Raw genomic sequence first — 14,435 nt, forward strand, 5'->3', positions numbered from 1 at the left:
TTTATTTTACTGTTTTTTCAAAGCAAACACTGTTTTCAGCGGCGGCATATTGCCCGTAATTGGGAATGATTTTGTAACCGTTTTTTTTGTATAGCTGTATGGCTTCTGGTTGTTTTAGGCCTGTTTCTAGAATGCATTTTTGAAACGATAGTTCCTTTGCCCAGAGTTCTAATTCGGCAAGTATTTTGGTGGCGATTCCTTTTCCTCTACTTTCTGGAGCGGTGTACATTCTTTTTACTTCGGCGGCGGCAGTATCGTATTTTTTAATAGCGCCACAACCTAGAGGGAGTTTACCATTGTAGGCTACAACAACGTGCTTTATGGTGTCTAATCCATTAAATTGATGGTAAAAATCGTGTTCGTCTCCGTCTCTAATGGCTAAATCTTCATCTAATTTAGACACTAGTTTTTTAAAATTCTCATCTTCTGAATTTGTCCGAATTAAGGTAATCATAGCTACTACTTTATAATGTATGGGTTTTCGTTTTTGTAATTTCGAATGATAAAATCCAACGCACTATGTAAAATATCGCCCATATTTAACGATTTTTTGAAATTCACATCTCCTGTAAGGTCAAAAAGATGATCTTTTAATTGGTTTATTTTATCGAGACTAGAAATTTGGTCTGCTTTCATGCAGTTTATTAAACCTTTCAAACGTTTTTTTTCACTTACAGCCCTTTTTGCTAATAACGACCGTTCTTCTAATTTGTATTGTAGAATAGAGGATTCTTTGAGCGAACTTAAAGTCATTTTGACTAGTTTATTGTTCTCTTTCAAAAATTGAGGCATGTATACCTTTATATTGCCTTCATAACTTTGTTGGTCAAAATCGATAGCTCTAATTCGGTATTGTATGCGGTCAAAATCGTGGGTTAACACCATCACATAATTGTACGAACGCATATCGCCTAGAAGTCGGACAAAACAACGTTCGTTAAATTTTACGAACTCCTTTGCGATTTCTTTTTTGTCTCTATCTGAACAGTCATCTAAATTTTTATTGATAAAATCATCACCTGGAATCCCAGAGATATGTTCTTCAATTACAGTGTTTCCGTGCACTAAAAAGTTGATGTGATTTGGAGATAAGAGGTGTTCCAGTTCTAGTCCATAAATTCGGGAAGCATCTGCTTTTTTTATATATAGGAAAAGATAATTGTCATTTAAAATATTCCGAACCTTCACTCGAAACGGTTTTGTGTTTCCAAAAGTGCAATAATCAATGCTGTCAATCGAGAGGTACGGAAGCACAACATCGCTACCATCTGCGTGTAAAATGTTGTACATTCTTTTTAAACTCACTTCAATTTCGTCCCGCTCCGATTCAGAATAATAGGCACTTACCCAAAGGGTGTCTTTTCCGTCTTTATCATAAATAGAAACAACTCCTTGAAACCGAAGTAAATCGTCATAATAAATAGGAATTTTTATGTTCCGTCCATGACGTGTTAAGTAAGCCGATAGCTTTTCGGTGATTTCATAGGCAGGTTTTTTTTTGGAGATAAGTTTTTTCATGGCTTCAGGAAATAAGCCTAAAGATATGTATTAAAAAACACTATTACTCTTTCACAAACTTTTTTAAAGCCACATTTTTACCTGAATAGAACTGGATATAATACACACCTGTGGCTAAACTTGAAACATCTACGTTTGGAGAAATGGTATCAACTTCCCATTGTAATAAACGACTTCCCGTTATTGAATAAATGTTTATTTGGTCTATGGTTTGATCTTGAGTGTTGATTTGTAATGTGTTTTTAGTAGGGTTGGGGTAGATTGTTATTGCAGTATTAAATGGGTTTTCTGAAAGACCTAATGTTTGAGTATGTTTAAGTATCCAAAAATCCTGTTCTCCACGAGAGTCTTCAGTTTTATCGCCTGAGATATTCGAGCTCGAATTACCACCTAAAACGAAACTTCCATCAGCTGCTTGTACAATAGATAATATACCATCAATTTCATTTCCGCCAATGCCATTTTGCCACTCAATAATACCTACGTTATTTAATTTCACGATCCAAACATCATAATTTCCATGTCCATTTTCGTTTTTATCTCCTGAAATGTTAGACCTTGAAAACCCACCTATTAAATAGCCCCCATCCGTTGTTTGCTGGGCGGCGTACGAATTATCAATGTCATTCCCACCTATCGTATTTTGCCATTCGATTGTTCCATTAGCATCCAACTTAACAACCCAATAGTCTGAACTGCCTTGCGAATTTTCAGTTTTTTCACCTGAAATATCAGAAATAGATATGCCTGTTAATAAATAACCCCCGTCTGATGATTGGAGTATAGAAAATAAAACGTCGTCTTGGTTTCCCCCAATTGTTTTGTCCCATTCAATGTCTCCTGAAGAATTTATTTTCACCGCCCAATAATCAAATTGACCTCTTGAGTTTTCAGTTTTATTTCCAGAAATATTTGAATCTGAATATCCTCCAAGGATACAACCTCCATCTGAGGTACTAGCCATTGCTTCTATGGAGTCTGAATTATCACCCCCAATCGTATTTTGCCATAAAATGTTTCCAGAAAAGTCCAATTTTAGAAGCCAGTAATCATCAGATCCCCATGAATTATTGGTTTTGTCGCCTGAAATGTCTGAATCAGAGGTTCCACATACATAATACCCATCAGTAGTAACTCTAATTTGTGGAAACCATTCAATACCTGAACCTCCGATAGTTTTATCCCATAGCACATTTCCTAAGGAATCCAATTTTACGATCCAATAATCGATTGGCCCTTTTCTGTCTTCAGTTTTATCTCCCGAAATATCCGAACTCGAATTTGCGCTAATAATGTATCCTCCATCTGGAGTCAATTCAATCGAATAAAGAGAATCAGTGCCATTTCCACCAATTGAATTTTGCCATTCAATATCTCCATTACTATCAATTTTTATTATCCATAGATCAAAATGACCATTTGAGTTTTCAGTCTTATCCCCTGAAATATCAGAGATTGAAGAACCTCCCAAAATATACCCTCCATCTGGTGTTTGCTTTAAATCGTGAAAATTTTCCATTTGGCTTCCTCCAAAAGTTTTCTGCCAAAGAATGTTTGGGTCTTGAGCGTAAGTGTATGTTGAAAGTAGTATTGCTAAAAGAGTAAGTATTCTTTTCATATTCTTTAATTGAGGTCTGATATAGATTATCAGGGTGTAAAATACATAATTCCTACAAATTAAGAAACCTAGTAAAAACTTATTAATAAGGGTGTTTTTTTATAACAGTTTTGAATATGCAAAATAGTTAAAACATAAAAAAGGAGCTGTTTTAAATGTTAAAATTGTCTTAAAGAGATTAAATTACTGTCACGGACCCAACTTTAAGAAGTCTTTAACACACATCAATCAATCAACCCATCATGTTTTATAATCGTATACTATTGACAGTTCTTCTTTTTTGTTCTTTTCAATTCATCGTTGCTCAAGACGAAAAAGTTTCCGAACCTGCCTCGCCAGAAGGCAAGGAAAAAAAACAAACCATCGCTAAAAGAATCTACACAACCCATCCTTTTGAAGGCGTTGAACCTCCAAAAATAGACGGTGTACTAGACGATGCCGCTTGGGATGTAGTGGAATGGAGTAGCGATTATGTTCAAAATGAACCTCATAACGGAGCAGCACCCACCGAACAAACCAAATTGAAAATTACCTATGACGATAAAAATCTGTATGTTGCTTTTCTATGTCTCGATACAGACCCTGACGGAATTGTAAAACGCTTATCGCGCCGCGATGGCTTTGAAGGCGATTGGGTAGAATTGAATATCGATAGTTACAATGATGATCGTACCGGGTTTTCATTTACCATCACAGCTGCAGGCGTAAAAGGAGACGAGTTTATTTCTAGAAACGGAAATAACTGGGACGGAAGTTGGAATCCTATTTGGTATGTAAAAACGGCTATTACTTCGGAAGGGTGGGTCGCAGAAATGCGCATTCCGTTAAGTCAGTTGCGATTTGGAAATGAAGAAGAGCAGGTATGGGGAATTCAATCGACACGACGTTATTTTAGAGGGGAAGAGCGCTCACTTTGGCAACCTATTGTGCAAAACGCACCAGGTTGGGTAAGTGAATTTGGAGAGCTTAGAGGAATTAAAGGAATAAAACCTCAAAAGCAAATTGAAATTCAACCCTATGCATTGGGACAACTAGATACCTACGAGCAAGAAGCAGGAAATCCTTTTCGTGATGGAAATGATGTCATGGGAGCTGTTGGATTGGATGCGAAAATTGGAATTACAAACGACCTTACATTAGATTTAACGATTAATCCAGACTTCGGACAAGTAGATGCAGACCCTGGAGCAATTGCTTTGGATGGTTTTGAAATATTTTTTGACGAACGACGTCCGTTTTTTGTGGAAAACAAAAACATTTTCGATTATGAGTTTGGGGGAAATCAGGACAATTTATTTTTCTCTCGTCGTATTGGAAGAAGCCCACAAGGAAATACCACTACAGACGATGCGAAAGGGGAGTTTGAAGATTTCCCAAACAACAGCACCATATTAGGAGCCGCAAAATTTAGTGGTAAAACCAAAAATGGCTGGTCTATTGGCGTGTTAGAAAGTGTAACGGCAAAAGAGTATTCAGAAATTGAGCTAGACGACCGAGAATCAGTTTTAAACGAGCTGCCTGAACGAGGAACGGAACGAAAAGAATTGGTAGAACCGTTAACCAATTATTTGGTGGGGCGTGTTCAAAAAGATTTTAATAAACGCAATAGTTTTATTGGAGGAATTTTCACGGCCACAAACCGTGATTTGGAAGACAATCTTTCGTTTTTACATAAAAGTGCGTATACTGGAGGAATAGATTTTAAGCATAACTGGAAAGAACGTAAATATTATATTGAAGGGAGTGCCGTGTTAAGTAAGGTAAGCGGAAGCCCAGAGGCCATCACTGAAACACAACAATCTATTGTACACTTATTTCAACGTACCGATGCGGGACACGTATCGTTAGACACGACCAAAACCTCTTTAACAGGTACTGGAGGGCGCTTGGAGATTGGAAAAGGCAGTGGTAATTTTCAATATGAATTTGGAGGAAACTGGCGCTCTCCAGAGTTAGAACTAAATGATATCGGCTTTTTACGTCAGGCCGATGAAGTGCGACAATATGCAAGTGTCATACAACTTTTTAACACACCTACTAGCTGGTACCGTCGTGCAAACATGTCTTTGTACCAATCGACCACGTATGATTTTGAAGGAAATTTCAACGCTTTTTATTATCAATTTAATGCTTTTGTAAATCTCAAAAACAATTGGTTTGTAGAAGCGGGCGCAGAAAATAACGGAAGAAATTATAGCAAATCCTTTTTACGTGGCGGACCAAGATTTAAAAGCAATGGAGACAACCTTGGTTTTGTGTATGCAGGAACCGATTCTCGGAAAAAACTAAGCACTACGGTTGGATATGTATTTGGGCAAGCCAGAGAGAAAAATTATTCGTTTACGCGGTATGAACTTCGGTTACAATACCAACCTTTAAATTCGTTGCGTTTAAATATGACGACAAAATACGAGTCGCGACCTCATAAAACACAGTATGTAGCACAACGAGATTTTAATGACACAAAAAGATATATTACAGGAAACATAGATTTTGAAACCATTAGTACGGTGTTTCGAGTAAACTATACTATAAACCCGAATCTATCAATTCAATATTACGGAGAGCCGTTTATTGCAAGAGGACGCTACTCTGACTTTAATTATGTAAAAGATCCTACAGGAAAAAATATAAACGATCGCGTTCAAACCTTCGGCGACAATCAAATTTCATTTCAAGAGGACTCGTATAATGTAGACGAAGATGCTGATGGCACTACTGATTATTCCTTCGGAAAGCCAGATTTTACAGCAGCACAATATAGATCTAATATAGTAGTGCGTTGGGAATACATTCCAGGGTCAGAGATATTTTTCGTGTGGTCTCAAGGAATTGATGGTTCTGGTGACGGAAGCAATGATTTTGGGAAAATAATTGACACTCAGATTTTTGGACAAAAACCACAAAACACATTTTTGGTAAAAGCAACTTACAGATTTGTGTTATAAGAATAGGGTTTTAGTCGAAAAAGAGGTGTGTTTAAGCGAAAACAACTTTTGTTAAATGGTAATAGTTAGGTAGTTGTTCTTTCTATGTATAGATTTGAAATAGGTTAGTTATAAGGCTTACAATAAATGTAATTTGTGAGGAATTACGTAAGCCCTTTTTCATAATAATTTGGTTAAGACGCATGTTTTTTATAGTACATGTTTGGCGTTCTTTTTTTACTACTTGACAGGGTTTATGTAGAGCGTTTTTAAATGGGTGTTTCTCCGCAAAGAGAAGCACCCTTTTTTATTGCTATTTAGTTTCCCGTCATTCCGAATTCATTTCGGAATCACATTGCATTGATAATCTGATGGGTATTGTGCGAACCTGAAACAAGTTATAGGTTGACAAACGATGCTTCAATTAAATTCTAGTGCGCTTCCAGCCAGTTTTGTCCTAATCCAATTTCTACATCTAAAGGAACAGAAAGTGTGTAGGCATTTTCCATTTCAGATTTAATAAGTATCTGAAGCTCTTCTAGTTCGGGTTTGTAAATATCAAAAACCAATTCATCATGTACTTGTAACAACATTTTACTCTTATAATTCCCTTCGGAAAGTTTGTTGTAAATATTGATCATGGCAAGTTTAATAATATCGGCAGCGCTTCCTTGTATCGGCGCGTTTACAGCATTTCGCTCTGCGGCACCTCTTACAATGGCATTGCTTCCGTTAATTGCATTTAAATAACGGCGTCTTCCCAATACGGTTTGTACATATCCATTGTCACGGGCAAAATCTACTTGCTCGCTCATATAATTCCGAAGCTTCGGATAGGTTTTGTAATAGGTATCTATCAATTCTTTTGCTTCCGTTCGGCTGAGGTCTGTTTGATTGCTTAGTCCGAAGGCAGAAACCCCATAAATAATTCCGAAGTTTACGGTTTTCGCATTGCTACGTTGTTCGCGGGTAACTTCTTCCAACGGAACATTAAACACTTTAGCAGCGGTAGAAGCGTGAATATCTTCTCCGTTTTTAAAAGCTTGAATCATGGTTTCTTCCTCACTTAAAGCAGCGATAATACGAAGCTCTATTTGCGAATAATCTGCCGCTAATAAAACATACTCTTCATTGCGAGGTACAAAAGCTTTACGCACTTCACGTCCACGTTCGGTACGAATAGGAATGTTTTGTAAGTTAGGATTGTTACTCGACAATCTTCCAGTAGCGGCTACCGTTTGCATATAATCGGTATGCACGCGTCCCGTAATAGGTTCTACTTGCGTTGGCAAGGCATCTACATAAGTACTTTTAAGTTTAGCAAGCCCTCTGTATTCTAATACATCGCGTATAATTTTATGGTCTTTTGCCAAATACGAAAGTACATCTTCAGCTGTAGAATATTGCCCCGTCTTGGTTTTTTTAGGCTTGTCTACCAATTTCATTTTATCAAACAGAACTTCTCCCAATTGTTTGGGCGAAGCAATATTGAATGTTTCTCCTGCGGTTTCATAAATGGCAGCTTCCAACGTTAAGATATCTGAATCTAATTTTGAAGAAAGACTGTTTAAAAATTCTATGTCTAAGTTAATCCCTTCCAATTCCATCGCTGCTAACACGCGCAACAACGGAACCTCAATCTCATCGAATAATTTTTGTGTATTGGCTTCTCCTAATTCATTCTGAAAATGTTCTTTTAACTGAAGCGTAATATCTGCATCTTCAACCGCGTATTCTGTTTGGTCTTTTACAGGAACATCGCGCATTGAAAGCTGATTTTTTCCTTTTTTACCAATCAATTCTGTAATTGAAACAGGCGTATAGTTTAAATAAGCCTCGGCCAATACATCCATATTATGACGCATGTCTGGATTGATGAGGTAATGTGCCAGCATCGTATCAAATAATTTTCCTTTTACGGCGATGTTGTATTTGGCGAGTACTTTAATATCATATTTTAAATTCTGACCAATCTTTTCGATGGTTTCAGCTTCAAAAAACGGACGTACAATTTCAATAAGTTCTTGTGCTTCGTCTCTATTTTCTGGAAACGGAATGTAAAATCCTTTGCCTGCTTCCCACGAAAATGCTATTCCGACCAATTCGGCAGTTAACGGATTCAATCCGGTAGTTTCGGTATCAAAACAAACACTGGTCTGTTTCATTAAGTTCTGAACAAACAGTTTTGTTCCCATTCCGGGTTGTACGGTTTGGTAAAAATGTTCGGTAGTGGCAATGGTATTTCGAGAGCTAAATGCTTGCGATTCTTGGGTTGCTTCGGAAGTATTTACGTCGCCACCAAATAAGGAGAACTGTCCCGCACCAGCCGAACTAGCAGCAGCTTTTTTAGGGGTTTCGGTTCCCGTTGAAGCCGATTTGTTCGTTGTGTCTGTAGACGTTTCCGTAGCAAAAGTCTTCAGAAAGTTGTCGGTAAGACGTTTGAATTCTAACTCCTGAAAAATTTCTGTTACTGCTGAAATATCAGGCTCCGACATCTCAAAGTCTTCCGCATTAAAATCGACAGGAACGTCTAAGATAATTTTAGCGAGCTCTTTCGAAAGCATTCCGAGTTCTTTTGCTGCTTCTACTTTCTCCTTCATCTTTCCTTTCAGCTCATGGGTATTGGCTAATAAACCTTCCATGCTTCCGTAGGCAGCAATAAATTTTTTCGCAGTTTTTTCACCCACACCTGGTAATCCAGGAATGTTATCGGCGCTATCGCCCATCATTCCAAGAAAGTCGATGACTTGCGACGGACTTTCAACTTCAAATTTTTTCTGAACTTCTGGGATTCCCCAAGTTTCGTAACCACCACCAAAAACAGGGCGGTACATAAAAATATTTTCAGAAACCAGTTGTGCAAAATCCTTATCGGGAGTTACCATAAAGGTTTTATAGCCTTCTTTTTCTGCTTTTTTAGCAAGTGTTCCAATTACATCATCGGCTTCATAGCCTTCCTTCACCATAATTGGAATGTGCATTGCTTTTAAGATGGTTTCAATATACGGCACGGCAAGTTTTATAGCATCGGGAGTCGCGTCACGATTGGCTTTGTACTCAGGAAACATTTCGTTTCTACTCACGCTTCCACCTCTGTCAAAACAAACCGCCAAATGATCGGGACGTTCTCGTTTAATAACATCTAGCAAGGAGTTGGTGAATCCTAAAATTGCCGAAGTGTCTAAGCCTTTTGAGTTTATTCGGGGGTTTTTAATAAAAGCGTAATAGCCTCTAAAAATAAGGGCGTAGGCATCAACGAGAAAGAGTCTTTTTTGGTCTGACATGGATTATTTTTTGAAACGTATTGTCTCCCCGAGCGCAGTCGAGAGATACTTATTGAAGCAAGAATTCAACGTGAATTCTCGACTGCACTCGAACAAATATGTTGTTCGCTTTACAATATTTTCAAATGTAAAAAGAAGCTTTCAGAAATCAGCATTTTCAGAATATAAAAAACAAATGTTAAATGCGACTATGCCTGATTTATAAAATATTTTTCAGGTGGTTATAGCAAAAAGCAAAGGAATAATAATAGTAGCTCCAGCTTTTTCATTAGCTCCTCTTTGTTAGAAGAACTCAAAGGAATGGCTATGTCGCCAATATATACCGTGTTTTTTTCAGTAGAAGTTATCCTATTTAAATTAACCCAATACGATCGATGTGTCTTCACAAAATTTTCTAGATTGAGTCTTTCCGAAGTGTGTTTTAATGTATGTGGTACCAAGTATTGATTTGACGTAGTAAATACATAACAGTAATTATCAAAAGCTTCTAAGTGAGTAATTGTTGACTGATTGATTTTATGAGTCCGTCCTTCAGATTTTAGAAGAATAAAATCTTCATCCGTTAGTGAAAAATTGTGCCAAGCTAATTCAATATTACTGCGTAAACCTGCTTCCGTAAAAGGCTTTACAATATATCCGAGAGGATGCGTTTCTTTAACTCTTTTAATAGTTTCAGGGTCGGTTTGCGAGGTAAGATATAAATATGGAATATTTCTAATATCTAATTGTTTGGCCAAGTCTATACCATCTTTTACACCCTCCAATTGAATATCGACCAAAACTAGATCTGGACTTAATTTATCAATATTGGTAATGGCTTCTTCATACTCATCGCTATCACCAACGACTTTAAAACCTTGTTTTCTAAGTGCTGTTTCAACGGTCGCAGCTATTAGCGGCTCGTCTTCTACGATATAGATAGTTAAGGCTTTCAAATTTTATTCTTTTTTCTAAATTAGGGTATTCATATAGATTTGGAGCATTTATTTAGTGAAAGTAGAATTATATTTAGTGAAAACGATTACAATTCCTTGAAACGTATAATTTGTAGTGAAGCAATGGTTCCTTTTGTTTTCTTCGGAAAGGTCAGTTTTGCTTTCAACTTTTTCGCTAAGGCAGTAATAAGCTGAATGCCAAACGAGCTGTCTTTTATTTCTGAAGGCATGCCAATTCCATTGTCTTCAACTTCGAGTAGAAGCTCATTTCCTTGCTTGGAAAAGCGAATCTCCATGTGACTTTCTTCAGAAACAGAAGTAAATGCATGTTTTATAACGTTGGTAATCATTTCGTTTAATATCAACCCCAAAGGTGTGATTGTTTCAATGTCTAATACTATTGGAGTTACATTTAAAGAATAGTTTATTTTCTTTCCTTCAAACTGATGACTTTCAAAAATGTCGTGAGCTAAGTCTGTAAAATACTCTTTAGTGTTAATTCCTACTAATTGATCTTTACTGTATAATTTCTGATGAATTAAAACCATAGAACGCACTCTGTTTTGTGCTTCTTTCATCGCTATTTTTGCTTCTTTGTCCACAATATTTTCAGATTGCAAATAGAGCAAAGAAGATACAATTTGAAAACTGTTTTTTACACGATGATGTGTCTCTTTGAGTAGTACATTTTTTTCATCAACAGATGCTTCTAACAATTGTTTTTGTTTTGCCAATAAGGTATTTTTCTTTTTGTTTTTATAGAGAAAGAACCCGACCAAGGCTGCAACTAGTAATCCAGCTAACGCCAACATGAGGTATAGTCTCTTTTCTTGAGCTGCTTTTTCGGTTTCTAATGAAAGCACTTTAAGCTGGGCGTCCTTTTTTTCAGTTTCGTATTTCGTAAGTGCCTCAGCCATGTTTTGGTCTTGTGTCGCGGCTATGACAGAATCTTTTAACTTTTGTGACTCTAAAACTGTTTTATAAGCATCGTGAAATTCATTTTTCTCTGAATAATAATCGGCAAAGGCATTATACGACTCAATGAGTTGTTCTACATGATTTATTTTTTTGGCAATAGCCGTCCCACTTTTTAATAAAGGGAGGGCCAATGAAAATTGTTTTTGCTTGGTGTATGCTATTCCCATTCCGGTATTTGAAACGGCGTGTAGTAGCGGAATTTGTTTTTCAGAAACATATAGTTTTGAAAGAGAATAGGAAGAAACTGCTCCAGAGAAATCATTGTTGAAAATTTTAGAATTTCCTTGATTCATATAGGCAATTCCTGCATTAATAGAATCATTCTTTTTTAGATAATAATGAATCGCTTTTTCAAGGATTTCATCTGCCTCTTGATATAAATTATAATTCATGTACAAAATAGACAGGTTATTATTTACATTGGCTACCCACTTTTCATCTTTGAGATTAGAGGCAATTTCTCTTGATAGTAAATAGTATTTTTCGGCATTTTTAAAATCGTCTGTTTTGATAAAACAAGAAGCAAGATTGCTATATAACTGAGCAAGTTCTTTAGACAGTGTCGAAGAACCTAGCATGCGTAAGGATTCTAAATAATACGAAATGGCTTCGTTGTAATCTTCGGTAACATAGCTCGCCATTCCTTTAATATTTAAGGATTTGGCATCATATTTTTGAGAACCTATGAGTTTTGAAATAGAATCATAAATATGAGCATACTCAATAAGATTTTGAGGGCTAGATCGCCATTCTGTATTGACAACTTCTTGAAGAAAATTTAGCTTTTCAGTATTTAGCGCAATGGTATCTAATGTAGCTTGAACATTCTTCGTTTGACCGAAAGAGAGAAAAGAAACTAAAAGTAATGATACTTGGGCGATGAAAATTTTACTCATGTATTTCGATTTATTAAATTTCAATTAGGCTATTAATCGTCTCTGAGTTTTGAACAAACCGAGAGGGGGAGGAAAATATATAATAGCAGATTGCTTCAAAGGTATCTGTGCTTAAGTGATACTCTAAGATACTGTTTTTCAATTATCTTTTTAAAACAAATAATTAGCATTTCGTCGTACCCTTCAATTTTACAAAGGCACGTTTTTTTCAGGTATTTATACTAACATCTTGATCTATAATGTTACTAGTGCTGTTTCCTAAACTTTGTCTCTAAGTATGAAGTAATCGTAATTTTTTCAAAGACAGAGTTTTTTTGTCTAAGAAATGCTGAATTAACTTTTTAATAGCTTTTACAGAGGTTTTTATACGCTATTTCGTACTTTTCGAGCTTAATAACTATCTTCTATGAATAAAATCTCAATAGCAATCCACGGAGGTGCTGGAACCTTATTAAAGGGACAAATGACAGCTGAAAAAGAAGCAGCGTATAAAAAAGCTTTAGACACTGCGCTAGAGAAAGGGTATGCTATTCTGAAAACGGGCGGAAGCTCGGTCGATGCCGTTGCAGCCTCGGTACAATTGTTAGAGGATTCCCCGTTGTTCAATGCAGGAAAAGGAAGTGTGTTTACTGCGGAAGGTTCGCATGAAATGGACGCAGCCATCATGGAAGGAAAAACTTTGCAAGCAGGAGCCGTTTCATTAATAACAGGAATAAAAAATCCGGTGTTATTAGCGCGCGATGTGATGGAAAAAAGTGAACATGTGTTTTTGGCAGGAGAAGGCGCAATGCAGTTTGCAAAAAGCAATGGCTATACTTTAGAAGACGAAACGTATTTTTACGATGAATTACGCTACAAACAATGGCAGGATATAAAAGGAAGTGATAGCTTTCAATTAGACCACTCCGTAAAAAAAGATTCAAAATTTGGAACGGTAGGGGCGGTTGCTTGCGATGTAAATGGTACGGTTGCAGCAGCGACAAGTACGGGAGGAATGACCAACAAGAAATGGGGCCGAGTAGGCGATAGTCCGATGATTGGCGCAGGAAATTACGCAAACAATGCAACGTGTGCGGTAAGTTGCACAGGAAGTGGTGAGTTTTTTATTCGCGGTGTTGTGGCCTACGATGTTTCGTGTTTAATGGAATACAAAGGATGGTCGCTCGACGAAGCGGCTTCAGAAGTAATTCAGAAGCGTGTTTTAGCACTTGGGGGTGATGGCGGATTAATCGCAGTGGATGCCAAAGGAAACATTTCAATGCCTTTTAATACGGAAGGAATGTACCGGGCGAGTAAGACTTCAGAAGGAATAAAAGAAATTGCTATTTATAAAGAATAAACAAGAATCACATAAACTGTTTTAATGAATATGTGATTCTTGTTTGATTTGCTTTTTATACTAAATCAGCAGATAGTGGTGAAACGAGGATCGATTTCTTTTCAATGTTAAAACGGTCACCGTTTGCTAGAATATGAGTTTTTAAGTTGGTTAGCGACATGGCGTCTCCTTCTTTAATTACTTTTCGGTTGTTGTGTTTCGCTTTACGAGCGTTGAAAACAATCACCATTCCGGAGCCAATCACTTCAAATTTATTGCCTTTAATTATTAATCCAGTGTCTTCAGCAAGACCGATACCTATAATTTTTGGGAATTTTGCAACGGCTTCCGCAAGACGTCCAAAACGACCACGACGAATAAAATGAGAATCGATAATTAATTCAGGAATAAAACTCATCCCTTCTCCCATTCTCGTAGCACCTTTGGTAAATGCTTCTTTAATTCCGCCGCCTGTAATCATCTCTTTCGACATGCACATAGCGCCAGCACTTGTTCCTGCAATTACAAAAGGCTCGTTGGTGTACTTCTCAGACATGATTTTGTGAAGCTTCGTGCCGCCTATTTTTTTAGTAATATTAGATTGATCACCACCAGAAAACATCACGCAATCTGCCTTTTTCATCAATTCAAGATTGGCAGGGTCGTCAGACTGCTCTCGTTCTCTAATGTCCATTACATGCAAATTAGTACATCCTAATTTGCTAAACGCAGCTAGGTAATTTTCACCAACTTCTGCTGGAATACTAGAGGCTGTAGGGATTATAATTATAGAAGCATTTGTACCCCCACTTTCTTTGACAACGCGCGATAGGATACCATCTAATATAAATTCTAAATGGTAAATCTCACTGATTTCTATGCCTTTGTCTTCATTTCCTCCTATGGGGATTAAGATTCCTTTTACTTTCATGGGGTTTCAATATTTTGAGGGCAAAAATAC

Annotated in this window: 9 protein-coding genes; 2 read left to right on the forward strand and 7 right to left on the reverse strand. The window is 37.0% G+C overall.

The window, feature by feature from the left end:
* Position 1: 1 nt before the first annotated feature.
* From BLQ00_RS05535 to BLQ00_RS05545, 3 genes are read right to left on the reverse strand one after another with little or no spacing between them, the layout of a single operon-like run.
* Complete coding sequence (locus BLQ00_RS05535) at positions 2–454, reverse strand: GNAT family N-acetyltransferase (protein ID WP_093141576.1); 453 nt, start codon at positions 452–454, stop codon at positions 2–4.
* Between the two features lie 5 nt (positions 455–459).
* Positions 460–1,518, reverse strand: a complete 1,059-nt coding sequence (locus BLQ00_RS05540) for a hypothetical protein (RefSeq protein ID WP_093141579.1) — start codon at positions 1,516–1,518, stop codon at positions 460–462.
* A gap of 43 nt (positions 1,519–1,561) precedes the next feature.
* Positions 1,562–3,136: a T9SS type A sorting domain-containing protein gene (locus BLQ00_RS05545; protein WP_093141581.1), complete on the reverse strand. Its 1,575-nt coding sequence runs from the start codon at positions 3,134–3,136 to the stop codon at positions 1,562–1,564.
* 242 nt (positions 3,137–3,378) lie between these two features.
* Here BLQ00_RS05545 and BLQ00_RS05550 point away from each other — a divergent pair, with 242 nt between their 5' ends.
* Positions 3,379–6,084, forward strand: a complete 2,706-nt coding sequence (locus BLQ00_RS05550) for a DUF5916 domain-containing protein (RefSeq protein WP_093141584.1) — start codon at positions 3,379–3,381, stop codon at positions 6,082–6,084.
* A 410-nt stretch (positions 6,085–6,494) separates the two neighbouring features.
* Here the strand turns inward: BLQ00_RS05550 and polA are convergent, their stop codons facing one another.
* The 3 genes from polA to BLQ00_RS05565 all read right to left on the reverse strand — a co-directional run bounded on the left by polA (position 6,495) and on the right by BLQ00_RS05565 (position 12,156).
* Positions 6,495–9,347 (reverse strand): DNA polymerase I, encoded by a 2,853-nt coding sequence (polA, locus tag BLQ00_RS05555; protein ID WP_093141586.1) that lies wholly within the window; start codon positions 9,345–9,347, stop codon positions 6,495–6,497.
* Positions 9,348–9,568: 221 nt separating this feature from the next.
* Positions 9,569–10,282 (reverse strand): LytR/AlgR family response regulator transcription factor, encoded by a 714-nt coding sequence (locus BLQ00_RS05560; RefSeq protein ID WP_093141589.1) that lies wholly within the window; start codon positions 10,280–10,282, stop codon positions 9,569–9,571.
* A gap of 86 nt (positions 10,283–10,368) precedes the next feature.
* Complete coding sequence (locus BLQ00_RS05565) at positions 10,369–12,156, reverse strand: tetratricopeptide repeat-containing sensor histidine kinase (protein WP_093141592.1); 1,788 nt, start codon at positions 12,154–12,156, stop codon at positions 10,369–10,371.
* A 406-nt stretch (positions 12,157–12,562) separates the two neighbouring features.
* On the opposite strand from BLQ00_RS05565, the gene BLQ00_RS05570 reads away from it, so the two are divergent.
* Entirely contained in the window at positions 12,563–13,495 is a 933-nt protein-coding gene (locus tag BLQ00_RS05570; RefSeq protein WP_093141595.1) for an isoaspartyl peptidase/L-asparaginase family protein, read from the forward strand.
* A 55-nt stretch (positions 13,496–13,550) separates the two neighbouring features.
* Here BLQ00_RS05570 and BLQ00_RS05575 read toward each other — a convergent pair whose 3' ends face one another.
* A complete protein-coding gene (locus BLQ00_RS05575; protein WP_093141597.1) occupies positions 13,551–14,405 on the reverse strand; it encodes a cyanophycinase in 855 nt (284 codons plus the stop codon).
* Positions 14,406–14,435 lie beyond the last annotated feature (30 nt).

The organism is Ulvibacter litoralis (genome assembly GCF_900102055.1).
In the GTDB taxonomy this organism is placed as follows: domain Bacteria; phylum Bacteroidota; class Bacteroidia; order Flavobacteriales; family Flavobacteriaceae; genus Ulvibacter; species Ulvibacter litoralis.